Genomic DNA, 24,176 nt, shown 5'->3' with positions numbered 1-24,176 from the left:
TGTGGCCGGATCAGCCGGCCAGGCTGAGGGCCACCAGCTGCTCGAGCGCCTCATCGGGGATCTTGACGCCGGGGAACCGGGCGAACTGTCCCATCGGCATGGACCCGACCATCTTCAGCATGTTGCCGTTGTCCTCGGCGGCAGCCAGCTGCTCCGGCGTCGCGTTGGCCATCATCGCGTGCATCAGCGCCGGACCCACGGTCGGGTGGCCGAACCACTCTCCGACGGTCGAGTCCAGGCTAAGCGGCTCCGGCCGGTCCATGTCGCCTTCCAGCTCGAGCGGGACGGAGGCGGTGATGTCGGCGGAGGACCGGCCGATCTCGACGCCGAAGGTACCCGGCTGCACGCGCCAGCGGTCCTTCACGGTGTCCCAGTAGGCGAACGCCCGACGCTCCAGCGTCAGCTCCACGGTGCGCGCTTCGCTCGGCTCCAGCTGCACCTTCTGGAACGCGGCGAGTTCACGGACCGGGCGACGCACGGGGGAGTCGGCGGGAGCGACATAGACCTGGACGACGTCCGCCCCGGGGACGGCACCGGTGTTGCGGACGGTGACCCGCACGACCGCGTGGTCCGGACCGGTGGCGACGACCTCGAGTGCCTCGTGGCTGAACGTCGTGTACGACAGGCCGTGGCCGAAAGCGTAGCGCACGGGCTGCTCGGCCGACGTGTAGTACCGGTAACCGACGAAGACGCCTTCGCCATATCGGACGACCTCGTTCTCACCCGGGAAGTTCAGGAACGAGGGAGTGTCTTCCAGGCGGTGCGGGATCGACTCGGCGAGTCGGCCGGACGGGTTCACCGCCCCGGTGAGGACATCGGCGAGAGCTCCGCCGACGGCCTGCCCGAGCGCCCAGCCTTCCACGATCGCGTCGACGGCGTCGTGCCAGGGTTCCAGCGTGACCACACCGCCGTTCGACAAGACGACCACCGTGCGGCCGGCGCGGCCGGCGACCGCGTCGATGAGGGCGACATGTTCGGTGGGGAGGTCGATGGTGGTGCGGTCGAAGCCCTCGGACTGGTCCTTCTCGGAGAGCCCGACGAACACGACCGCGACGTCGGCAGCAGCCGCTGCTTCGGCGGCATCCGCGAGCAGTCGCACCGCGTCGCCGTCGGCCGCGTAGCCGGGCGCGTACGAGACGTTCTGCTCACCGAGCGCGGCGCGCAGCTCATCGAGCGGAATGTCGAGCCGGGTCGGGTTCACGTGCGAGCTTCCGCCTCCCTGGTACTGCGGCTCAGCAGCGAGTTCGCCGAGCACGGCGACCTTCTGCCCCGCCCGCAGCGGCAGCGTCCGGTTCTCGTTGCGCAACAGCACGATGGCGGCCCCCGCCGCGCGGCGGGCCAGCGCGTGGTGAGCTGCCTGTTCGAACGTCGACGGATCCTCGGGCAGACGTGTCTGTTCGACCAACGCCGCGACCCTGGCTGCCGCCTGTTCGACCACGGCGCGGTCGAGGCGGCCGTCGCGCACCGCCTGCAGGATCGCATCGGTGCCCTCGTCACCGGTCCCCGGCATCTCGAGGTCCAGGCCCGCCTGCAGCGCTTCGACGCGGTCCTTGATCGCACCCCAGTCCGAGACGACGAGACCGTCGAAGCCCCACTCTTCGCGGAGGAGCTCGGTCAGCAGCCAGCGGTTCTCAGAGGCGAAGACGCCGTTGATCGCGTTGTAGGCGCTCATTACGGAGGTCGGTGCCGCGTCCTTCACAACCCGTTCGAACGCGGGCAGGTAGATCTCACGCAGCGCGCGCGGGTCGACCTCGGCGCTGACGCGCATCCGGTCGGTCTCCTGGCTGTTCACGGCGAAGTGCTTCACCGACGTGCCCACCCCGGTTGACTGCACGCCGCGGACGTACTCCGTCGCCAGGACGCCGGTCAGCAGCGGGTCCTCGGACAGGTACTCGAAGGTGCGGCCGCCCAACGGAGAACGCTTGATGTTGATCGCCGGCCCCAGGAGCATGTTCACGTTCAGCGCGCGAGCCTCCTCCCCGAGCGCGACCCCCACTTCCCGCATCAGCGCGGGATCCCACGTCGACCCCATCGCGACGCCCGGCGGGAAGCAGGTGGAGGGCAGCGAGTCGTTGAACCCGAGGTTGTCGGCGGTGCCATCCTGGCGGCGCACGCCGTGCGGGCCGTCGACCATCACCATCGATGGCACCCCGGCGCTGTCGCGGGTGGACCAGAAGTCGCGGCCCGAGAGCAGCGCCGCCTTCTCGGCAAGATCCGCGTCGTCTGCCGGCGACTCGGCGACGCTGTAGATGTCAGCGGGGATGTCGTCGCCGGCGTTGAGCGCAGCGAAGCCACGTTCGAGGTCGGCGAGCACGGCGGCCGGATCAGGCAGCATCCCGGTGATCTGCCTCGGTGTGACCTCGTCCTGGCCGCGCAGTCCGCCCGACATGTGCTCAGCCGCACCGGGCACCCACTTGGCGATGACACCGGTCAGCACCTCGAGAGCCGGCTTATGGTCGACGATGTCGGCCATGCGGGAGTCCACGGTGAACTCATACGCGTGCTCCTCATCGACGACGAACGGCTCCGTCCATTCGTGCGTTCCCGCGGCGGCCTCGAAGGTCATGCCCGAGGGGAGCACGACCTCGGCGGTGACGCCGACCGGCACGGTCGCGAAGATCCGCGCCTGGCCGTCTGCCAGCACCCACCCCGCCTCCGCCGTCCCGTACGGGGTGTCGAGCCGGGCCGAGGCGGAAGTCAGCCCGCGCTTCGGGGGATGCGGGGCGATGCGGATGAGCCGGTATCCGGGGGCCGCGGCCGCGAGACCCGCCACCACACGGTGCATCCAGTCCGCGACAGCGCCGAAGGCATAGTGGTTGAACGAGGTCATGCCGCTCGGGTTGACCGTGCCGTCCGGCAGCAGCGAATCCCATCGCTCCCAGATCGTGGTTGCCCCCTGTTCGACCGTGTACAACCAGGACGGGGCATCCGTCTGCAGCAGCAGCCGGTAGGCGACGTCGGCGTGGCCGTTGGCACTGAGGGCATCGGTGATGATCGGCGTGCCGATGAACCCGGTGGCGATCCTGTAGCCGTTGCCGGCCACGATCTCGGCCAACCGGTCGGCCGCCCGCTGTCGCTGGTCGGTGGTATCGAGCAGGTCGAACGCCAAGGCGAGGGCGTACGCGGTGGCCGAGTCGGAGAGCAGGCGTCCCGAGCCTGAGACGTACTCGCGGACGAACGCCCGCCGCACCTCCTCCGCCAGTGCACCGTACTTCCGCGCTTCTGCGGTGCGTCCGAGGAGGGTGGCGGCGTCGGCGACGATGCGGGAGGAGCGCGCGAAGTAGGCGGTGGCGACGATCTCGGGGTAGGTCTGCGCCTGTTCGGGGCGGTTGGCCGGTGCGGTCGGGTCGAGCCAGTCGCCGAACTGGAACCCGGCGCTCCAGACCCGGTCGGCGCCGGCGGCCGCTGTCACCTCGTCCACCCACGCGACCATGCTGTCGAACTGCGTCTCGAGAACGCCGAGGTCGCCGTACGCCTGGTAGACGGTCCACGGCACGACGGTCGCGGCATCCGCCCACCCGGCAGTCGGACCGGTGTAGCCGGTAACGATCGCGGGGACCACCATCGGGGTGCCGCCGTACTTCCTCTGCTCGGCAGAGAGGTCCTTGAGCCACGACACCAGGAACCCCGCGGAGTCATACAGATAGGCAGCGGTGGGCGCGAACACCTGGAGGTCGCCGGTCCAGCCGAGCCGCTCGTCGCGCTGCGGGCAGTCGGTGGGGATGTCGACGAAGTTGCCCTTCATCCCCCACACGACGTTCTCATGCAGCCGGTCCACCAGCGCATCGCTCGTCTCGAACCAGCCGGTGCGGTGCATATCGGAGTGGATCACCTCTGCGGTGACCGCCGCAGGATCGAACTCGCCGGGCCATCCCGTGACCTCGGCATACCGGAAGCCGTGGAAGGTGAACCGGGGCGCCCACGTCTCCTCGCCGACTCCGGCGAGCGTGTAGGTGTCGGTGGCCCTCGCCCCCCGCAGCGGCTCGACGGCGAGCTCGCCGTGCTCGAGCACCTCTGCGTGCCGGAGGGTGATCGTCGTGCCGGCGTCGCCGGAGACCGTGATCCGCAGCCGGCCGACCAGGTTCTGCCCGAAGTCGAGGATCGTCGCCCCCGACCGGGACGTCAGTACGTTCTGCACGGCACGGGTCTCGGCGACCCGCACCGGCGGGCCGTCTGGCGCGACCAGCTCGACGTCGCCGAGCTCGCGCACCGCGACCGACGTCCACCCCTGGGCCGAGGCATCCGTCGTCGACCATGCCGGGTCGAGGTCGCGGGCGTCGAAGTCTTCGCCGTTGTAGAGGTCGGCCGAGCGGATCGGGCCGTTCCCGGCAAGCCAGTCCGAGCCGGACGCGACGGTCTGCCGGGTGCCGTCGGCGTAGTCGATATCGAGCTGGACGAGCACGCCCAGGTCGGTGCCGTAGAGCGCCTTCTTACCGCCCCAGCCGAGGTAGCCGCGCCACCACCCGTCGCCGAGCCACGCCCCGATGACATTCATGCCCGAGCGGACCTGAGCGGTGACATCGTAGGTGGCGTAACGCAGCCGGGATTCGTAGGCGGTCCAGCCGGGCGCGAGTTCGTCGTCGCCGACGCGCTCTCCGTTCAGTTCGAGCTGGAACAGCCCGTGCCCGGTGGCGTAGGCGCGCGCCCGGACGACCTCGCCGTGTTCGGCTGTCGTGAACGAGCCGCGCACCAGCGGAGCCGCGATCGCGGAGTCGTTCGGACCGACCATCTGGGCGGTCCAGTCGGATGCCTCCAGCAGGCCCGCCTCGACCGGTGCCCAGTCGCTCCACTCGCTGGTGGACCGGTCGGCGCCGTGCACGCGCACCCGGATCGCCCGCTGTTCCCGCGAGCGCAACGCGTCGAACGGCCACGGCACGAGCACCGACTCGCCACTTTCGACACGGATGCTCTCACCGTCGCCCTGTTGCACCTCGTAGGCTGCCTGCGACCAGCCGTCCGGCGCATCCGTCGTGATCCACGACAGGCGAGGGCGGGCATAGCCGGTGCCGAGGGCATCGCGGTGGTGCTCGAAGCGGACAGGCGTGACGGTGAGAGACATCTGCGAAGAGCTTTCTGCGAGAGGTGTGTCAGCGGACGGAGCGGATACGGAGCACGACGGCGCCGGCGAGGATCACCGAGACGGCGGCAACGATGAACAGCAGGGTGTAGTTGCGCTCGTCGCCCGTGACGCCGACGAGCAGGATGCCGGACGCGACCAGTGGCGCGATCGACTGCGGGATGGAGGTGGCGAACCCGGTGATGCCCATGAAGCGTCCGGCGTCGGTCTCGCGCTCGGGCAGCACGTCCAGGAGCAGCGCCTGGTCGACCGCGGCGAACAGACCGAGACCGACGGAGGTGATCAGGGACCCGGCGATGAGGAAGGTGATGTCGGGGGCGAACGCCTGCAGCAGCATCCCGACCGCCATGATCAGCCCGCCCAGTAGCACGAACAGCCGGCGTCGCTTGAGACGGTCCGACAGGAACCCTCCGCCGATGGCACCCAGGGTCACCGCGAGGATGCCCCCCAGACTCAGCGTCGCGATGATCCCGGCGACGGACTCCACCGCGATGCCGAGCCGGTCGGCGAAGAAGAACGCCGTGTAGGTCGTGTTGAGCGTGATGCCGGTGTAGAAGAGGAAGCGGCCGAGCCAGTTCCACGAGAAGTCGGGGTGCTTGCGCGGGTTGTAGACGTACTTCGACAGCAGCTGCACGACCGTGATGGGGTCCTTCGGAAGCGCCCGGCTGTCGTCCTCGTGCACGAGGGTGACGAACAGCACGACGAAGAGCACTCCGACCGCACCAGGCACGAGGAAGAGTAGAAGCGGGTCGCCGGTGAAGAACTGGGCGAGGATGACGCCGAAGACCGGCGCGATCTGGGTGGCGAAACTGGTGAGGCCGGCGACCTTGCCGCGCTGCGATTCCGGCAGCCGGTCGGCCGTCGAGATCTGCAGGTTGCCGAGCGTGGTGCCCCAACCCCACTGGGCTAGGATCCAGCCGATGCCCACGACGAAGACGTTCGGCGCGATGGCCATCACGACCAGCGACAGCACGCCGACGAGCATGCCGCCGATCATGAACGGCCGACGGCGCCCGATCCGAGTGCGGGTGCGATCGCTCCAGATGCCCATGAACGGCGAGGTCAGCATCACGAACAGCGCGCCGGCACCAGTGATGTAGCCAAGATACTCGGGGTGGCCGGGAGCCAGCGTGTTGACGCGGATGGTGAGCGAGATCGCCAGCGGGGTGATGAAGGCCATGAAGACGCCGAACTGCGCCAGCACCATGAACCAGATGTATCGAGCGTCCACCTTGGGCAGCTCGGGAGCGGGGTGTGCCGCCTCGTCGAGTTCCACGGCGTTCGCCGGCGGCGCAGGGACGGTCGCAGGAAGCGGGGTGATGAGCGGTTCGTCGTTGCTCGGGGTCATCGTGAGGACTCCATTGTCGGGTTGTACTGCTAGCGCGTGCTAGTGGCTGAGTTAGGATGCTACGGTATCCTCGCTAGCGCGCGCAAGTCATAAGGAGAGGGAATGCCGGGAGTACCGACCAAGCGAGTCACCGCGGCCGATGTCGCCCGGTCTCTGGGCCTCTCTCGGGCGACCGTCGGTTTCGTGCTTAATGACACCCCTGGCCAGACCATCCCGGCCGCGACGCGGGATCGCGTGCTCGCGGAAGCGAAGCGGCTCGGCTATCGCGCAAACAGCGCGGCGCAGGCCTTGGCAAGCGGAAAGAGCCGAATCATCCTTCTCGTCCTGCCTGACTGGCCGCTGGACTACAGCATGCGCACTCACCTCGACGAGGCATCCCTCGCGCTGGACGAAGCCGGCTACTCGCTCGTCACGACGACCCCGCATCCAGGCGGGCAGGCCCGGCCGCTGTGGGAGACCCTCCGCCCGGACGTCGTGATGGGAATGGCGCCATTCACTCGAGAACAGCTCGCCGAGATCCGTGGAAGCGGTGTGCAGCAGATCATTCCGCCAGTAGCCGCAGGCGAGGAAGGCGCCGTCGGGGATCTCGGATTCGCGGACGGGCCACGCCTGCAGGTCAATCACCTCCTCGAGCGAGGGCGCCGACAGCTCGCCTTCGCAGCGTCCCCTGACCCCCGCATCGCGGACCTCGTCGCACAGCGGCGCGAACTCGCGCGGAAGACATTGTCGAAACAGACCGACTCCGGGTTCGTTGCCGAAGCCACCATCAGCGAGATGAACGCGCTGGATCAGCTGCGCGAATGGATAGACCAAGGCGTCGACGGCGTGGTGGCCTACAACGACGACATCGCCGCTCTCCTCCTGGGCGCCGCGCTACGGTCAGACATCGCCGTTCCCGAGCAGCTGGCAATTGTCGGCCACGACGACACCCCGCTCGCGCGTCTCCTCGTCCCGGCACTATCGACAGTGCGCGTCGATAATGCGGGCCTCGGCCGATTCCTCGCCGAGCTCGCGTTGAGCGCCGCTACTGGATCCGCGCCCCCGCACGCCGGCCCTGAGACCGACGCGCACCTCGTGGTTCGCGAGACCACCTAGACATACTTAAGAGGGCATAGCCGGACTATCGGCCCCGCCCCGCGCGGCGGTTCGACTGCCGATCCCTGAGCGGGCAGTGCACGGAGGCGGCACCTTCACGGGCTCGGCGAATCAACATCGGTGCGGTCTCATGGGGAGTCGGCAGCGGCCACGCCGCAACCGGCGATCAATCTCGCCTAATGGCGATCCCGACACAACCCGCGTGCGAGAGCATGTGGGCGCGTGCTCTTGGATGATTCGCGTCCGTTCGTCGCTGCAACAACGGTTCTGTGAGTTGGAGCGCCCTTGTAGTGTAAGCTCACGCGTCAAGGAGGCGCCGGTCGGGGGTTATCAGTGTCTTCTTCTGGTGCACGGACGCGTGCGGAACTCGCGTCGGATTACCCAGGGAATGAATGGCGCGAACGGTTTCTCGACCTGCGCACGCTGGTGCACGTACTTACCCACTCCATCATCGGCTCGGACTTTAAAGCTTCCGATGAACTGAATCGTGCGATCGCCCTCAGTGAGGCGGGAAAAAGGCTCCGTCACCAGCTAGTCGCGAACGAGTCGGTCGAGACGAAGGACGCAAACTTGCTGTGTCTGTTGTCCTTGACCCACGTCGAGCCGCTGATCGACATTGAGCGGATCGACATGAGTCGACTGGTCGAAGCGATCTCGGCGATGATTAGGGAGAGACGGATCATCTACCCGATGATCTTTGGTCGCGATCTCTACGACGCACTGACCGCGCTTGCTCCGGAGGAACGTCGGTACCTGAAGTACAGCGACACGATGCGGCTACTGGAGGGGAAGCCTCAAGGCGTGTTCCACGACGGTCATTTCCTGATGGGGCCATTTGGGCTTCATCGGCTCGAGTTCGAAAGAGATCTGTACCCCACGGTCGAGGTTCCGTTGCAGCATTGCAGCGACATCGCGTGCACTTCTGTGCATCGCGTTCGCCTGACAACAAGCCGCGAAGCGGGTGTCAATCACCACCGTTCAGCTGCCAGCCGAGTGCTCCGTCAGATCGCCCAGGACCCGTCGGATTGGTCCGGGTTTGCCTCGGATCTCGTCGAAGACCGTTTCAATCCATACGAAATCAACGATCCGTCAACACTGCCTTACCTGCTCGGCGACGGGCTAAGCGATGGTGAACTCCGCGCGCTCCTGCGTCGAGTATGGAATGCCAGCTCGGGACGCACGCGAGACTGGGCCGCGAAGTTCGGTCTTGAGGGGGACGTTGCCAAGTGGGCCCCGGATCTCGACCGCGCAAGTCTGCTCAATCTGCTGCTCACTGAACCCAACGAGTTCCTCGCAGAGGCGCTCGACGCCGCAGTCCTCGATGGGGACATCACCGTGCCTGACGGGGAAATCCGTCGCCCAGTCGTCAACCACCGCGCCCGCTCTGGCGCGTGGCAACTGCGTTCCGAACTGAGTTCGATGGGTTATCGAATGATCCCAAGCAGCTCGACGGTCACCATACTCCGACTCACGTCGCTCGCACGGACGTTGTTTGACCCCACCTCACCGAACGAGATGGACGATCTCGCCTGGTTGTTGAGGGGACGCCCGGGCGACACAACAGAGGATCGGCTGGAGAGCTTCCTCCGCACAGCCAGCCCTCGTGAAATTCTGAGCACCTTGGTCCTGTCGCGTGAGGCGAATGCGAAGAAGGCTGCGGACTTCCTAGGCCTCGCCCTTGGGGGCGATGACGACGGTTTCCTGAACGCAATGCTGTGGAAGCTGGGCTTCGTACCAGGTCGGCGCCCTGACATCCGCGACGCCTACTGGGCCAACCACACCAGACTCGAGAAGTTCGTCGTCACCGCGCTCGCGGCCACCGATCCCACCGAAGAGGAGCTGAGATCGGCTGCCTCGAACTACTTTGTCGCGCTTGAGCGCCACCTCTTCGATTCATTGATCTTCGCGACCTGGGCTCTGCTGACGGACCACTCTACGTCGGGCCGGCCCTTCGAGTTCCACCTTCGATCGGCGCGTCAGTTCACAATTGAGACCTTGAATAGTTCCGTCAAACGCAAGGATGGCGTCGAGCGGAACGACCTTAGCGACGGCCCCGTGCTTCAGCAGCTTGTTCAGGGTTTCCTGCGTCTGTCCAACCATCTGGAGAGCCTGCGCGGGCGCGAGGAGAACTACTTGCGACAGCCCGACGAGTACCCGCGTTTCGTAAAGCAGACCGACCTTCAGCGATTCCCCTTCACTCGTACTGTTCCGTACCTGAATCTGACGGCTGCCTCGCAGGTCGGTCTGAGGACGATTCTCCGCGAGGTGAGCACGAAGCTGAATGACTCTGGAATTCTGAGTGCGCGCAACGGTCTCCTCCATGCGGAGGGAAAGCAACGCACGCCCACCATCACCGAGATGAAGTCCGCCCTAGATCGCGCGCGGGAAGTACTTCGGTCCCTCGAGGAGATCGGGTGCGTGCGCGCGACCTTCGAGGTGGTTTCAAGTGAGACGGACCAATGGGGGCGGACGAGCACCCTCCTACGCGCGAACGGCACCGAGATTCGTCTTGCGGGACCGTCGACCTACGAACTCCTCGGAATGCCGTCCCTCCATCGCAAGGTCTATCTCATGCAGGGGGCGATCTTTGCCGCGCCGAACGAGATGCTGAGATTTCGCGAGGGATTCGACTCCGAGTACGCCGACTACTGGCGTGATTTTGTCCGCCGCCCCGAACCGGCAAACCGAGCGTCTGCGGTGCAGATGGTCGATTCGGGTGCAGATTTGGAAGCGGCCCCCGCCGCCCCCTGAGCGGGTTGGACGCGGCGGGATCGCCTACCGTGCGCTACCGGAGCCGTGCGGTATTGCGAGCTTCTCGATCTCGTCGGCGAGTTTGCTGATGGGTCGGCACGCATCTAGTTCCAGGGTCGCGCCGCGACGTAGCAGGGGCTCGATGTCCCGCGCGTATCGGCGAACCTCGGCCTGGTCGCGTTCTGATTTTCCGTAGGGATTGTTCGTACGCGTCGAGAGGCGGTGTAGCAGGACGTCGACCGGTGCGCTGAGAAGAATGACGGCCGCGAAGCGGTCGTAGAAGCGTCCCTGATTATCTACCGTGCCGGCTACGTCCACGGGCGAGGCGGCCGATAGTAGAGGAGCCATTCTCGGTTCGTCCCACGCGCCGTCTGCGCGCACCCATGGGCCGTAGTCCGTGTCGATCGTTCGATGGCCTCGACGCGAGAGTTCGCTCAGCACCGATGACTTTCCGACGCCGGACATTCCAGTGATCAGGATGTGATCCACAACTCGGGAGCATGGTTCTCAGCCGTGCGGCTCCAGCGCGCTTCGTCCCGAAATGTCGGGGACCATGGACGGTTGCCGCTAGCGTTCGGGTAGATCGTGTCGATGACGGAGTCGAAATGGCAGAAGAGAATCCCTGGAACACTGCGCGTCTGATCCCGACGTCTGGGATCAACGGCGCCGAGGAGCAGGAGCGGCGAGCAACGTCAGCACTGCTCGCAGTGATGAGTTCGGTGAAGGAGTACGGCCGCGTCCTTACGGGCCGGATGGGCGCGCCGGCTGGTGTGCTCGAGACCTTCATTGAGGTGCCGTTTCTCTTGGGTGATCGAAAGGTCTTCCCCGACGGCCTCATCCGGGTGAAGCGGGGAAGCAAGGTCTGGACCGCGCTTGTGGAGGTCAAGACGGGCAACAACGAGCTTCAGCGCGAACAACTGGAGAACTATCTCGATGTCGCGCGGGAACACCGCTTCGACGCTCTGCTGACGGTTTCCAATGAGATTCCGCCCGCCGCCGGCGCTCATCCGACGGCCGTCGATAAGCGCAAGTCAAAGTACGTCGCGATGCATCATCTGTCGTGGACGGAAGTGCTGACCGCCGCGGTCATGCAGAAAGAGTTTCGCGGCGTCGCGGATCCTGACCAAGCGTGGATCCTGGGTGAGTTGATCCGCTACCTGGAGCACCCGAAGTCAGGCGCTGTCGAGTTCACGGACATGGGCCAGAGCTGGGTCCCCGTTCGAGACGCGGTATCGAGTGGCACTCTCCGCAAGAGCGATAAAGGCGCCGCGCAGGTCGCGGGCCGGTTCGATGCGCTGCTTCGCTACGGTGCACTCAAGCTCGGGCAGCGACTTGGCGCTGACGTCACTCAAGTGCTGTCGAAGGCTGAGGTCGCCAACCCGGCGCTTCGGGTCGCGGCTGTGACGGACATGTTGGTGAACGAGGGCAAGATGTCGGGCGCGATCCGGATTCCCAACGCCGTCTCGCCCCTGACCGTGACGGTCGATATTCGCGCGGCTCAGATCACGTGCTCGTTCTCGACCGCTGCTCCCGCGGAGGGCAGACCCACAACGCGGGTGAACTGGCTACTTCGTCAGCTGAAAGACGCGCCGGACACACTGCGGGTTGAGGCATTCGCCGCGCGTCAACGAGGCGGGACCGCGGAACTCCTCGGTGCGGCGCGCGAGAATCCGGGCGTACTCATCGTCGATCCCGCAAGAGAAATCAAATCGTTCACTGTCACGTACCTCGGGAAGATGGGTGGCGCGCGACTTGCAGGAAGGTCCGGCTTCATCGACTCAGTCATGGACGCGATCCTCACCTCCTACGACGTCGTAGGACAGCGGCTCAAGGACTGGTCAGCCGCCCCACCTCGACTACGCAAACCCGAAGAGGTCGTCGTGGACGAGCAAGTGCCGAAGGACATTCCCTCGGCCGCGCTGTCATCCCAGGACGACGAGTTGCCGGGTCCCTCGGAGGCCGGCAGCCCCTAACACACCGAGGCGGACCTTCAACGGTCAATCCTCCGTTGAGCGCCTCACTACGTGGATCGGTGAGCGCGCGGATCGGCCAGTTAGCCGGTCCTCCGCTGAACACCCCCACACGTGGGGCATGCGTTGTCGGGCCAGTCAGCGGCGGGATGCTCGTAAGGCCCGCGCGATGAAGATGCACGCAAGGGCACCTCTACTGCAGCCCTGGGAACCACTGTGTTTACCGTTGCGGGGACCTCAAGTAACTCGACGCACGCCTGATCCACTGTGGCCGTGTCCCTGCCGAGAAGGCCGGATCAGACCAGCCACGCCTCCGCGCGAGCGTCGTGGTCCCCGCGCTCCAGTCTCACTTGTGCTGACAAGACGCCACTGCGCACAAGGTAGTCGCCGGCGAAGCCGCTCACGTGCACCTGGCCCTCGGCATCCGTCCTCGTCGTCGTGGGCGGCAGCCACCATTCGCCCTTGATGAGCCTGCGGAGCGCGTCGTAGGCGGGCTTGCGCGACCCGTCGTCCCGCACAAGCCCGATCGGGGCGCCCAGCCATGCCCCGCGGTCGGTGATGCCCCAGTACGTGATCGACTCCACGGCGGGGTGCGAGACCAGGGTGCGGTAGTGGCGCTCGATCTCGTCCGCCTGCCGCGCCTCGCCCTCGGGCGTGCTCGGCCAGTCGTCGACTTGGTAGTCGTTGAGGTCCTCGATGTCGGCCGGCATCAGCGCGCCCGAGACCAGCGAGTTCTCGGTGAAGTGCAGCGGCAGGCCGTACCGGGCGAACCGGTCGGCGATGGCGAGCACCTCGTCCTCACCGCGATAGCCCTGGTGCATGTGGGTCTGCAGCCCGAGCGCGTCGATCCGCACCCCGGCCTCGAGCAGGCCTTCGATAAGGCACTCGTACGCGGTGCTGAGGTCGAAGTCGTTTAGCAGCAGCGTCGCCCCCGGGTCGGCGGCGCGCGCCTCCTCGAAGGCCAGCTTCGCCATGGCGACACGTCCGCGGTTCCAGGCGAGACGCGTCACCGCGTTGTCGTCGCGGTCGAAGACCGGCATGATGACGAGCTCGTTGATGGCGTCCCACGTCGGGATGACATCGCGAAACGCCGACACCTCCCGCCGCACGCGGCTGCGCAAGCGCTGCTCGATCCCGTCCAGGTCGTACGTGCGCAGCCAGTCCGGCTGCACCGTGTGCCAGACGAGCGGATGCCCCTTCACGGCCACTCCGCGATCGCCGAACCATCGCGCCGCGGCGCGCAGGCGCTTGGTCTGCGGAGCGCCTTCGGTCGGCTCGAAGTCGCCCCAGTAGAACGGGAGCGTCGCCGTGTTGAACAACTCGAGCCAGTCGACCGCAAGCGCCTCGTCATCCGGCACGCCACGGCCGTCGGCGAGATCGATCAGGTCGAATCCGATGTTGCCGAAGCCGAGCGCGTGGCCGACCTGCTCTACGACGACGTCGGTCTCGCGCAGCGGGGCGCCGGCTGCATCGAGCACGCGCACGAGTGCGCTCCCCCGCCGATGCCCGAACGGGTCCTCAGCCGCCATCGACCATCCGCCTCACCGCTCGGACACTGAGGTCGTGTCGAGGTCGACCCGCACGTCGGCGTGCAGCCGACGCGTGCCATCGACCACGCGCGTCGTTCCCACGACACGAACGGCCGTCGTCAAAGGGATCTCCCCGCTGGAGCGCCCGAATCCGAACACGATCTCGCCGGACTCCACGATGCGCTGTCCGCCGGCGCCCGTGAACGACAGCAGATCCGCCGGAACCTCGAACGACACCTGCGCGCGCTCGCCCACCTTCAGCGGCACCCGGGCGTACCCGATGAGCCGCTGCACCGGACGCACGACAGAGGCGACCGGGTCGTGCACGTAGAGCTGCACGACCTCGACCCCGTCACGTTCGCCGGCGTTGCCGACGTGCATCGACACCGTGACGACCCCGTCGACGGGCAGCTCGGGGGCCGTGGCCGAGGCATCCGACCACACGAAGTGCGAGTAGCCGAGACCGTGGCCGAACGGGAACGCGGGGGACGGATCGATGTTCGAGACGCCGTTCGGCCGTGCGAGGGTCGAGGCGAGGTACGTCGAGGGCTGGGCTCCGGGATCGCGGGGCACGCTGACCGGAAGCCGGCCGCTCGGATTGACGCGACCACTCAGCACGCCGGCGATCGCCCCCGTGCCCTCTTCGCCCGCGAAGAACGTCTGCACGATCGCCGCGGCCCGCTCCGGAGCCGAGCCCAGCGTGTACGGACGGCCGGCGAGCAGCGTCACCACCGTGGGCTTTCCCGCGTCGAGCACGGCGTCCAGCAGCGCCTGCTGCGCGCCGGGCAGCGTCAGGTCGGCGGCGTCGCAGCCCTCGCCGCTCGTGCCCCGGCCGAAGAGGCCCGCGCGGTCGCCGAGCGCCAGCACCACGACGTCCGCGTCACGGGCAGCGGCGAGCGCCTCGTCGAAGCCGTCGGTCTCGCCCCCGTCGATCGTCGTCCCGGCGGCGTGCACGATCTCGGCGTGCGGGAACTCCGCCGCGAGCGCCTCGCGCAGAGTGGGCAGCGAGATGCCGATGGGGAACTCCGGATGCCGCACCCCCACGTGCGACGGGAACGAATAGCATCCCAGCACGGCGTAGGGGTCGTCAGCCGCGGGTCCGATGACCGCGATGCGGCCGGGGTGGGCGAGAGGCAGCACGCCGTCATTGCGCAGCAGCACGACCGCCTCTTCGGCGATGCGGCGCGCGAGCGCACGGTTCGCCGGCGGGTCGAGGTCGACGCTCCCGCGAACCCCGTCCGCCGACGGGTCTGGAACGCCCGCGAGCGCGTCGGGCACCGGCGACCAGTCCGGATCGAGCAGCCCGAGCTCGGCCTTCTGGCGCAGCACGCGACGCAGCGCCCGGTCCACGAGCGCCTCGTCGACCTCGCCGGCCTCGACCGCGCGCACGAACTCGCCACCGAACGTCTTCACTGTGGGCAGCTCGACGTCGATGCCTGCCGCGAGGGCCGCGGCCGCGGCATCCGTCCACGTCTCGGCCACGCCGTGCAGCTGCCGCAGGAACGCGATCGCGAAGTAGTCGGCGACGACCGTGCCCTCGAAGCCCCACTCGTCGCGCAGCAGGGTGGTGAGCAGGCGCGCGTCGGCGGCTGTGGGGATGCCGTCGAGGTCGGTGTACGAGTTCATCACCGAGCGCACGCCGCTCTCGCGGATCGCCATCTCGAACGGGGGCAGCAGCACGTCGGCGAGCTCGCGCGGCCCGACCGAGACGGGTGCGAGGTTGCGCCCGCCCTTGGAGGCCGAGTAGCCGACGAAATGCTTGAGCGTCGCGACGACGCCCGCCGACTCGACGCCCTGGATGTACGCGGTCGCCACGGTGCCGACGAGGTACGGGTCTTCGCCGATGGTCTCTTCCACGCGGCCCCACCGCGCGTCGCGCACGACGTCGAGCACGGGAGCGAGCCCCTGGTGCACCCCGACCGAGCGCATGTCGGAGCCGATCCGCTCGCCCATCTCGCGCACCAGCGCGGGGTCGAACGTCGCACCCCAGCTGAGCGGCACCGGGTAGGCCGTGGCACTCCAGGTCGCGAAGCCCGCGAGGCACTCCTCGTGCGCGAGCGCCGGGATGCCGAACCGGTTCGCCGCGACGATCCGCTGCTGCGCGCGCTGCAGCGACAGCGCGCCCGTGGCCGGATCGACCGGCGCGGTGCCGAACGGCCGCGTCAGCTGACCCAGTCCCGCCGGCAGGATCGCGTCGAGATCGATGTGGTCGTCCATGTCGTGCTGGTGCGGCGCGACGTCCTCGCCGTCGTCGGATGCCCCGACCCACACGCCGTACAGCTGCGCAACCTTCTCGGCAACCGTCATCTCGGCTATGAGCGCGTCGACGCGCTCGTCGATCGGCAGCGTCGTGTCGTTCCACGCACCGCGAGCCACGGCATCCGTCGCTCCCGCCGTGTCGATCGCGGTTGCCTGTTCGTTCAGGGTCATCCTTTTACCGCTCCTGTCAGTCCGCCGACGATGCGCTTCTCGGCGAGGAGGAAGAACACCAGCGCCGGGATCATCGCCAGCGAGGTGTAAGCCAGGATCGCCCCGGTGTTCTGCGAGTACTGGCTGGAGAACTGCGTCACCCCGAGGGGGAGCGGCCACAGCTCCTGCGGGAGGCTGCCGGTGCTGATCACCAGCAGCGGCAGGAGGTAGCCGTTCCAGCTGGCGACGAAGGCGAGGATTCCGACGGTGATGAGGCCCGGCTTGGACAGGGGCAGCATGATGCGCCAGAAGAACCCGATGCGCGTGGCACCGTCGATCATCGCGGCCTCCTCGAGCTCGGCAGGGATCGCTCGGAGGAACGGCACCAGGATGATGATCGTGGTCGGCAGCGCGAACGCGATGCCCGGGATGATCACGCCCAGGTACGTCCCGTGCAGGCCGAGCGTGCGCAGCAGCAGGGTCAGCGGAAGCGCGGCGACGGTGAGCGGGAACATGAGGCCCGCGGCGAACAACGTGTAGAGCCCCTGGCGCCCGCGGAAGTTGTAGCGGGCCAGCACGAAGGCGGCCATGAGACCGGCGACGACGACGCCGACGGTCGTGGCGACCGCCAGCACGGTGCTCGCGAAGACGTTGCCCCAGAAGCGCGGGGCCCCGAGCACCTCGGCCCAGTTCTGCAGCGTCCACGGATCCGGCAAGCCCGCCGGGTTCGCGTTGAGGTCTGCGGTGGTGCGCAGACCGCCCATGAACACGTAGACGACGGGGCCGACGGCGATCGCCGCGATGACGAGCGCCACGAGGTACACGAAGGGCTGGCCCCAGTCGAACCCGCGCCGGACCGGCTGGACGTCGCGCGGCTCGGTGCCGCCGGTGACGATGGTGGTGGTGGCCGACATCAGTTCGCGCCTTTCGTGATCGATCCCGCCAGGTCGCGGCGCAGCGCGAAGCGCTGATAGACCAGGGCGATGACCAGCGAGATGACGAACAGGATCACGGCGATCGCACTGCCATAGCCCGGCTGCCCGGCGAACTGGCCCTGCTGCACCATGTAGGTCGCCATCGACTCGGTTCCGATCCGCCTCACCGCCGGCGAGACCGTGACCCAGATCATGTCGAATACCTGCAGCGAGCCGATGATCGACAGGAAGGCCCAGATGCGGATCGTGGGGCCGAGGAGGGGCAGCGTGACGTACCGCTGGATCTGCCACCAGCTGGCTCCGTCGATCGCGGCGGCCTCGGCCAGCTCGTCCGGGACTCCCTGGAGGCCGGCGAGCATGAGCAGGATCGCGAATCCGATGTACTTCCACGTGAGGATGAAGAAGATGGTCCACAGCGCGAGCGTGGGGTCGGCGAGCCAGTTCTGGGCCAGCGCGCCGAGTCCGACCGATTCGAGTGTCGCGTTGAGGGCGCCGGAGGGCTGCAGAATGAGGCGCCACGACAGGCCCGCGATGACCTCTGCGAGCACGTACGGCACGAAGATCAGCAGGCGGAAGATGCTGCGGCCGCGCATGCGCCGGTTCAGCAGCAACGCGATGCCGATCGCGATCGGGCCCTGCACGAGCAGGGACATGGCGAGGATGAAGAACGTGTTGCCGATGGCGCGCTGGAACTCGGGCGTCGTCAGCGCGCGCACGTAGTTGTCGAGTCCGATGAAGCGGTCGGAGTCGGCGAGGTGCGACCACTGGAAGGCGGGCGGGAGGTTGTAGAGGCTGTAGACCGCAGCGAGAATCACCGGCAGGATCACGAAGCCGAGGAACAGCACGAGGGCAGGGGTGACGAACAAGACGATCTCGAGGCGCTTGCGCCCCTCGCCTCGCCGCGGTCGGCGCGCGGGTGCAGGGCCCGGGCCCGCGGTGACCGCGGGCCCGGGAGTGGTGAGAGTGGTCATGGCCTACAGAGTCGCTGCCGCGTCCTGCATCCGCTGAACGATGTCTTCGGGCGAACCGGTTCCTGCGAACAGGTTGACGATCCCCTCGTTCATCGCGTTGCCGACGGTGGTGCCGAACGCGGTGTCGAACCAGAGCTGCACGAAGGATGCCTCGGCGAGGCCCTCGGCCACGGCCTTGAGGTTCTCGTCCTCGATCCCGTCCTGTGCTGCCGGAACCGTCGGGATGCCGGAGCCGCTCTCCGCGAAGCGGCGCTGCACGTCTTCGCTCATGATGTAGGCGAGGAGGTCGGCGCACTCCGGCGGGGCATCGGCTGCGCAGCCGAACCCGTCGCCGCCGCCCAGGGCTGCCGTGGGGTCGCCCGCCGCGCCCTCGATGCCCGGCATCGGGAACCAGCCGAGGAAGGCCGGGACCTGCTCGTCAGGGGTGAGACCGCCGATCGTGCCGACGTTCCAGTGACCCATGAGCTCCATGGCCGCCTGGCCGTTGGCGATCATGCCCGCCGAGCTTCCTGCGCCCTCTTGCGGGACGGTGCCCAGGAAGCCGTCCTGGAACGGCTCGATTGCGATGAACTCCTCGAGCTGCTCGCCGGCCTCGACCCAGCACGGGTCGCTGAAGTCGTATTCGGTCTCGGCTGCCGCGAGGGCCTCGGGCGAGCAGGACTTGAGCGCGAACTGGTACCACCAGTGCGCGGCCGGCCAGCCGGCGCCGGCGCCGACCGCGATCGGCACCACGCCCGACTCGCGCAGCGCGCCCACGGCGTCGACGAGCTCGTCGAAGGTCTCGGGCACCTCGACGCCCGCCTCGTCGAACATGTCGGTGTTGTACCAGAAGCCCTCGATGCCGAAGGTGAAGGGGATGGCGTAGGTCTCGCCGCCGACCTGCCACGGGTTCACCGTGGCGCCGACGCTTTCGATCGTCTCGGGGATGAGGTCATCGAGCGGCATCAGATAGCCGTTCTCGACCTGGTCACGCAGCTCGCCACCCGGCCACACCTGGAAGAGGTCCGGCGGGTCGCCCGCTGCCAGCGCGTTGGGGATGAGTGTACGCTGCAGCTCTTCGTTCTGGTACCCGGTCTGCTCGACGTTCACGCCGGGGTTGGCCTCTTCGAACTCGGTCGCGACCTCCTCCCAGATATCGGGCAGGGGGCCGTTGGTGGCGTTGTGCCACCACGTGATCGTGACATCGCCGCCGTCGCCGCCGTCACCTTCTCCGCCTGCGGCGCATCCGGCGAGAGCGCCGGCGGCGATCCCTGTGGCGGCGACTGCGGCGAAGACGCGCATCTTGCTGCGTGTGTTCATCTTCGAACCTCTCGAAAGTTTCGACGTCAACGTCGAAAGTGATGTGGACTCGGCAAGAGTACGACGGAACCAGATTTGAGGTCAAGGCCAACAAATACCGATTCGGCAACGGCCCAGCCCCTACAGTGAGGATGGTGAGCGATCCGACACCGGCAGAAGGCGTCCGTCAGCGCAATCTCGCCCGCCTCCTGCGTCTGGTCCACCTCGAAGGACCGCTCTCGCGCGCCGCTCTGACCGAGTCCACCGGACTGAACCGCTCGACCATCGCCGATCTCGTCGCCGAGCTCGCCCGCGAAGGGCTCGTGATCGAGCGTGCGCCCGACCCGTCGCGCCGTGTCGGCCGCCCTTCCCCGGTCGTCGCCGCCGATCCTCGGGTCGTCGCGGTCGCCGCGAACCCCGAGGTCGATGCGCTCACCATCTCGGCCGTGGGTCTTGACCGCGGCATCCGTCTGCGGGAGCGCATCGAGGTCGACCACCTTCTCACGCCCGACGAGACGGCGCAGCTGATCGCCGACCGCATCGCGCGCTGGCGCGACGGCGCGCTGGCCGGATCGCGCGTGGTCGCCGTGGGAGTCGCCGTCCCCGGCCTCGTGCGCGCAGCCGACGGCCTGGTGCGCAACGCGCCGCACCTGCGCTGGACCGAAGCGCCGGTGCGAGACCTCGTGGCGGAGGCGACCGGGCTGCCCACCGCCGTCGACAACGACGCGACGCTCGGCGCCGTCGCCGAGCACCTCTTCGGCGCCGCGCGCGGCATCGACCATGTCGTCTACCTCAACGGCGGGGCCAGCGGCATCGGCGGCGGTCTCATCGTGCACGGGATGCCGGTGGCCGGCGCCGGCGGCTATGCGGGCGAGTTCGGCCAGAACCGGCCGGGAATCGCCTCGGACGCCGACCGCCGCGCCGACCACGGGGTGCTCGAGGACGAGGTGAGCCGCGCGCGACTGCTCGCGGCGGTGGGCCTGCCATCAGCCGACGAGCCCACGCTCGCCCAGGCGCTCGCCGACGCGGGCCCCGCCGCGGCGGACGAGGTGGCACGGCAGCGCCGCATCCTGTCGACGGCCCTCGCGAACGCGGTGAACGTGCTCAACCCGTCCGTGGTCGTGCTCGGCGGCTTTCTCGCGACGATCGCCGAGGCCGACGTCCCGGGCCTCGCCGAGCTCGTACGTGCGCAGGCGATGGCCGCGAACGGCGACGATCTCGAGATCCGCGTGGCCTCGCTGGCCGAAGACCGCCTGCTCATCGGCGCGGCCGAGGCCGCCTTCGCCGAACTGCTGCGCGACCCCACCTCCTGACGTCAGGCCAGGGCGAGCTCGACGGTCGCGAACGAATGCGGCGGCAGCGTGACCGAGAGCGCGCCCGCCTCGAGCGCGGTCTCCAGCACCGCGGGCGCGACGGCGTCGGGGGCCGCCGCGGAGTTGTGCGCGGTGGCATCCGTCCCCGTCAGCACGCGTGCCCGCGTCACGGTCGCGGCACGCCCGCGCAGGTCGACGCGCACCTCGAGGGGTTCGTCGATCGACAGGTTCGAGAGCGAGAGCAAAGCGGTGTCACCGCTCGGCGACAGCGACGCCGACATCGAGACCGCCGGCACGCCGTCGTCGGCCGCGGGGGCATCGAGCACATGCGCCGCGAGCGCCGTCGCGTCGTGGTGGCCGCGGTTCATCTCGAACACGTGGTACGTCGGGGTGAGCACCATCGCGCCGGAGTCGTCGGTGAGGATCATCGCCTGCAGCACGTTGAGCGTCTGCGCGATGTTCGCCATCTTCAGTCGCCCGGCGTGGCGGTGGAACGCGTCGAAGTGCACGCTCGCCACCAGCGCGTCGCGCACCGTGTTCTGCTGGAACAGGAATCCCGGATTGGTGCCGGGCTCGACGTTCCACCACGTGCCCCACTCGTCCAGCACGAGCCCGATCCTCCGGTCGGGGTCGTACGAGTCCATGACGGCCTCGTGCCGGCGGATCACCCGCTCGACGTCGAGCGCCTTGCGCATCGTGCCGTAGTACTGCTCGGTCGTGAAGGCGGTCGCCGGCTCACTGGCGATGCCGGGACCGGCGTGCGTGTAGTAGTGAAATGAGATGCCCTGGAACACCGGCGCGGGCTGCTGCCCGCACGTGAGGCATCCCAGCGACTCCATCAGGGTGCGTGTCCACTTCACGTCGTCGTCCGAAGCGCCCGCGGCGATGCGGTACAGCTCGTTGCCTCCGTGATTGCGGCAGTAGGTGCCGTACCGGCGAGCCTCGGCGGCGTACTGCTCGGGCGTCATGTTCCCGCCGCAGCCCCACGCCTCGTTGCCGATCCCCCAGAAGGGCACCCGCCACGGCTCGTCACGCCCGTTCTCGCGGCGCAGGCGCGCCATCGGGCTGTCGCCGTCGCGCGTGAGGTACTCGACCCACTCGCTCATCTCGCGCACGGTGCCGCTGCCGACGTTGCCGTTCACATACGCGTCGGCACCGAGCAGGTCGCACAGGTCCATGAACTCGTGCGTGCCGAAGTGGTTGTTCTCGACGATGTCGCCCCAGTGCGAGTTGACCATCTGCGGCCGCTGCTCGCGGGGCCCGATCCCGTCGCGCCAGTGGTAGTCGTCGGCGAAGCATCCGCCGGGCCACCGCAGATTGGGGATCCCGAGGGCGCGCAGCGCCTCGACGACATCGGAGCGGATCCCGCGCACGTTCGGGATCGCGGAGTCTTCGCCGACCCAGAACCCGTCGTAGATGCACCGGCCCAGATGCTCGGCGAAGTGCCCGTACAGGTGGCGGCTGATCACGTCGCCCGGGACGTCGAGGTCGATGACGGCGCGAGCCGTGGTCATGGATTCCTCCAGGTGGATGCGGCCGTGAGCGGCACGAGATCGGGGCGCTGAACGGTGGTGGTGAGCGTCTCGCGGGTGCCCGATGCCGCCGAGGCCTGCAGCAGCGTCATGATCTCGAGCACGTGCAGCGCCATGTCGCCGCCGGCGCGCCCGTCGCCTGCGACGAAGTCGATCAGACCGACACCGCGGCCCGCGTCGACGTATCCGGCCGACGGTTCGAGGGTCTGCCACTGCCCGCCGCGCGGGTGCATGCGCACGTCACCGGCGAAGTGATTGGGGTCGGGCACGATGAGCGACCCGTCCACGCCGTGGACCTCGATCGGCGCGGTCGTGGACGCGATCCCGTCGAAGCTCATCGTGACGGTCGACAGCGCTCCCGAGTCGTGATGCAGGATGCCGGTGAGATGCGTGTCGACCTCGACGGCGATGCTCTCGCCCGCGCGCGGCCCCGATGCGATCACCCGTGTCTCGCGCGAGCGCGAGGCGGCGCCCGAGACCGACGTGACGGCACCGAGCAGCTGCACGAGCGAGGTGACGTAGTAGGGCCCCATGTCCAGCAGCGGTCCGCCGCCCTCGAGGTAGTAGAAGTCGGGTTGCGGATGCCACGACTCATGGCCCGCCGAGATCCACGTGGCCGCCGCCGACACCGGCCGGCCGATCATGCCGCCGTCGATCGCCGCGCGGGCGGTCTGCACGCCGGTGCCGAGCACCGTGTCGGGCGCACCTCCGAGGCGCGTGCCTGCGGCGGCCGCGGCATCCGTCATCCGGCGCGCGTCATCGAGCGTCGCCGCCAGCGGCTTCTCGCCGTACACGTCCTTGCCGTGGGCGATCGCGGCGAGGGCGACCTCGGCGTGCGCGCCGGGGACGGTGAGGTTGAGCACCGTGCGGATGTCGGGGTCGGCCAGCAGGTCCGCGGGGCTCAGCGCGCGGCATCCCGGAATCGCCTCGGCCGCCGCGACGGCGCGCGCGGGATCGAGATCGGCGACGGCGGCGATGCGCACCGCGTCGGCACCGAGGAGCGTCTCGAGGTACTGCTTCGAGATGACGCCGAGGCCGATGATCCCTACCGGGTGCGGGCTGCCCACAGCATTCCCCTCTCGATGATCGTGCGAACGTTCGCGTCTTGCAGGACATCGGGGCTGTGGCCCGGAGTGGCCACGAAGACACGGCCGCGGCCCCAGTCGCGCGTCCACACGGCGGGCGAGACGATGGGCCGGTGCCACGGGTGGTACGGCTGCACCGGGTGCGTCGTGGTGGCCAGCACGTCGTTCAGGTCGTCGTGCAGCACCCAGTACTGCTCGGTGTGCAGCGTGAAGTCGTCGATGCCCGCCATGATCTCGTGGCTGCGGCCGAGGTCGGTGAGCTCCACCGTGTAGTCGAGGTAGTTGTCGGTCTGGTCGCCGTGCACCTCGTCGGGGTGCTTCGAGGGGTGGGTGGCGAACTGCCCGCCGACCAGCTGCAGGTAGTCCGAGCTCGCACGATACGAATCGGCGATGCCGCCGTGCCAGCCCGCAAGTCCGGTGCCGGCGGCGACCGCGTCGCGCAGGCCGCGGACGGCCTCCTTCGAGATCTCCGACATCGTCACGCATTGCACGATGAGGTCCGTCGCGGCCAGCCGGTCGGCGTCGGCGTAGACCTGCGGATCGGTCTCGATCGCGACGTCGAAGCCCTGCGCGCGCAGAAAGGGAACGAACAGCTCGGTCGCCTCGACCGGATGATGGCCGTCCCACCCGCCGCGGACGACCAGAGCGATGCGAGTCATGCGGCGAACTCCGCGAGCGTTCGAGTCGTGAGGAGGTTCGCGTACGTGCGCCCTGGCGCACTCGTCTCGGGTTGCGGACGGGATGTCTTCGTCGTCATCGGAGGCCTTTCCAGCCTCCGACCATGCCACGGGTACGCACGACGGTCGAGCGGTTTGCGCAAAACCTCCGCCATGCGCGAGGGTGTCCCCATGGTGGTCGCGAGATCGGCAGCCCGCGCCTGGGC

At 68.3% G+C, this 24,176-nt stretch carries 15 protein-coding genes; 4 read left to right on the top strand and 11 right to left on the bottom strand.

The window, feature by feature from the left end; genetic code table 11:
* Nucleotides 1–10: 10 nt before the first annotated feature.
* Complete coding sequence (locus K0817_RS15430) at nt 11–5,059, bottom strand: family 78 glycoside hydrolase catalytic domain (RefSeq protein WP_253735431.1); 5,049 nt, start codon at nt 5,057–5,059, stop codon at nt 11–13.
* A gap of 28 nt (nt 5,060–5,087) precedes the next feature.
* Nucleotides 5,088–6,425: an MFS transporter gene (locus K0817_RS15425; protein WP_219982528.1), complete on the bottom strand. Its 1,338-nt coding sequence runs from the start codon at nt 6,423–6,425 to the stop codon at nt 5,088–5,090.
* A 102-nt stretch (nt 6,426–6,527) separates the two neighbouring features.
* Here K0817_RS15425 and K0817_RS15420 point away from each other — a divergent pair, with 102 nt between their 5' ends.
* Together K0817_RS15420 and K0817_RS15415 are read left to right on the top strand one after the other, a co-directional pair.
* Complete coding sequence (locus tag K0817_RS15420) at nt 6,528–7,520, top strand: LacI family DNA-binding transcriptional regulator (protein ID WP_219982526.1); 993 nt, start codon at nt 6,528–6,530, stop codon at nt 7,518–7,520.
* Nucleotides 7,521–7,853: 333 nt separating this feature from the next.
* Nucleotides 7,854–10,271 carry a hypothetical protein gene (locus tag K0817_RS15415; protein WP_219982524.1) on the top strand — a complete coding sequence of 806 codons (2,418 nt, stop codon included), beginning with the start codon at nt 7,854–7,856 and terminating at the stop codon, nt 10,269–10,271.
* A 24-nt stretch (nt 10,272–10,295) separates the two neighbouring features.
* Here the strand turns inward: K0817_RS15415 and K0817_RS15410 are convergent, their stop codons facing one another.
* Nucleotides 10,296–10,760: an AAA family ATPase gene (locus K0817_RS15410; protein ID WP_219982523.1), complete on the bottom strand. Its 465-nt coding sequence runs from the start codon at nt 10,758–10,760 to the stop codon at nt 10,296–10,298.
* Between the two features lie 116 nt (nt 10,761–10,876).
* On the opposite strand from K0817_RS15410, the gene K0817_RS15405 reads away from it, so the two are divergent.
* The gene (locus tag K0817_RS15405) at nt 10,877–12,244 is read left to right on the top strand and encodes a hypothetical protein (protein WP_219982522.1); all 1,368 of its coding nucleotides are present in this window, start codon (nt 10,877–10,879) and stop codon (nt 12,242–12,244) included.
* A gap of 293 nt (nt 12,245–12,537) precedes the next feature.
* On the opposite strand, the gene K0817_RS15400 is transcribed toward K0817_RS15405, so the two are convergent.
* From K0817_RS15400 to K0817_RS15380, 5 genes are read right to left on the bottom strand one after another with little or no spacing between them, the layout of a single operon-like run.
* Nucleotides 12,538–13,770, bottom strand: a complete 1,233-nt coding sequence (locus K0817_RS15400; RefSeq protein ID WP_219982520.1) for an endo-1,4-beta-xylanase — start codon at nt 13,768–13,770, stop codon at nt 12,538–12,540.
* 12 nt (nt 13,771–13,782) lie between these two features.
* Nucleotides 13,783–16,200 carry a glycoside hydrolase family 3 N-terminal domain-containing protein gene (locus K0817_RS15395; protein WP_219982519.1) on the bottom strand — a complete coding sequence of 806 codons (2,418 nt, stop codon included), beginning with the start codon at nt 16,198–16,200 and terminating at the stop codon, nt 13,783–13,785.
* A complete protein-coding gene (locus K0817_RS15390; protein ID WP_219982517.1) occupies nt 16,197–17,093 on the bottom strand; it encodes a carbohydrate ABC transporter permease in 897 nt (298 codons plus the stop codon). The genes K0817_RS15395 and K0817_RS15390 overlap by 4 nt, the downstream gene beginning before the upstream one ends.
* Nucleotides 17,093–18,085 (bottom strand): carbohydrate ABC transporter permease, encoded by a 993-nt coding sequence (locus K0817_RS15385; protein WP_219982515.1) that lies wholly within the window; start codon nt 18,083–18,085, stop codon nt 17,093–17,095. Before K0817_RS15385 ends, K0817_RS15390 begins: the two co-directional genes overlap by 1 nt.
* Nucleotides 18,086–18,088: 3 nt before the next feature.
* Nucleotides 18,089–19,384, bottom strand: a complete 1,296-nt coding sequence (locus tag K0817_RS15380) for an ABC transporter substrate-binding protein (protein ID WP_219982513.1) — start codon at nt 19,382–19,384, stop codon at nt 18,089–18,091.
* 131 nt (nt 19,385–19,515) lie between these two features.
* On the opposite strand from K0817_RS15380, the gene K0817_RS15375 reads away from it, so the two are divergent.
* Complete coding sequence (locus tag K0817_RS15375) at nt 19,516–20,676, top strand: ROK family transcriptional regulator (protein WP_219982511.1); 1,161 nt, start codon at nt 19,516–19,518, stop codon at nt 20,674–20,676.
* Between the two features lie 2 nt (nt 20,677–20,678).
* Here K0817_RS15375 and K0817_RS15370 read toward each other — a convergent pair whose 3' ends face one another.
* From K0817_RS15370 to K0817_RS15360, 3 genes are read right to left on the bottom strand one after another with little or no spacing between them, the layout of a single operon-like run.
* Entirely contained in the window at nt 20,679–22,190 is a 1,512-nt protein-coding gene (locus K0817_RS15370; RefSeq protein ID WP_219982509.1) for an alpha-N-arabinofuranosidase, read from the bottom strand.
* Nucleotides 22,187–23,275: a Gfo/Idh/MocA family protein gene (locus K0817_RS15365; protein ID WP_219982508.1), complete on the bottom strand. Its 1,089-nt coding sequence runs from the start codon at nt 23,273–23,275 to the stop codon at nt 22,187–22,189. Before K0817_RS15365 ends, K0817_RS15370 begins: the two co-directional genes overlap by 4 nt.
* Complete coding sequence (locus K0817_RS15360) at nt 23,254–23,952, bottom strand: ThuA domain-containing protein (protein ID WP_219982506.1); 699 nt, start codon at nt 23,950–23,952, stop codon at nt 23,254–23,256. Before K0817_RS15360 ends, K0817_RS15365 begins: the two co-directional genes overlap by 22 nt.
* Nucleotides 23,953–24,176: the final 224 nt, after the last annotated feature.

The organism is Microbacterium sp. HD4P20 (assembly GCF_019449275.2).
GTDB lineage: Bacteria > Actinomycetota > Actinomycetes > Actinomycetales > Microbacteriaceae > Microbacterium.
The sequence above is the reverse complement of the archived record's forward strand: the minus strand, read 5'-3'. Positions and strand labels throughout refer to the sequence as shown.

Coding starts and splice junctions, on each gene's coding strand:
- K0817_RS15390 (WP_219982517.1), bottom strand. CDS start 17,093: ATGTCGGCCACCACCACCATCGTCACCGGCGGCACCGAGCCGCGCGAC.
- K0817_RS15420 (WP_219982526.1), top strand. CDS start 6,528: ATGCCGGGAGTACCGACCAAGCGAGTCACCGCGGCCGATGTCGCCCGG.
- K0817_RS15395 (WP_219982519.1), bottom strand. CDS start 16,200: ATGACCCTGAACGAACAGGCAACCGCGATCGACACGGCGGGAGCGACG.
- K0817_RS15370 (WP_219982509.1), bottom strand. CDS start 22,190: ATGACCACGGCTCGCGCCGTCATCGACCTCGACGTCCCGGGCGACGTG.
- K0817_RS15400 (WP_219982520.1), bottom strand. CDS start 13,770: ATGGCGGCTGAGGACCCGTTCGGGCATCGGCGGGGGAGCGCACTCGTG.
- K0817_RS15360 (WP_219982506.1), bottom strand. CDS start 23,952: ATGACTCGCATCGCTCTGGTCGTCCGCGGCGGGTGGGACGGCCATCAT.
- K0817_RS15430 (WP_253735431.1), bottom strand. CDS start 5,059: ATGTCTCTCACCGTCACGCCTGTCCGCTTCGAGCACCACCGCGATGCC.
- K0817_RS15385 (WP_219982515.1), bottom strand. CDS start 18,085: ATGACCACTCTCACCACTCCCGGGCCCGCGGTCACCGCGGGCCCGGGC.
- K0817_RS15405 (WP_219982522.1), top strand. CDS start 10,877: ATGGCAGAAGAGAATCCCTGGAACACTGCGCGTCTGATCCCGACGTCT.
- K0817_RS15380 (WP_219982513.1), bottom strand. CDS start 19,384: ATGAACACACGCAGCAAGATGCGCGTCTTCGCCGCAGTCGCCGCCACA.
- K0817_RS15375 (WP_219982511.1), top strand. CDS start 19,516: ATGGTGAGCGATCCGACACCGGCAGAAGGCGTCCGTCAGCGCAATCTC.
- K0817_RS15425 (WP_219982528.1), bottom strand. CDS start 6,425: ATGACCCCGAGCAACGACGAACCGCTCATCACCCCGCTTCCTGCGACC.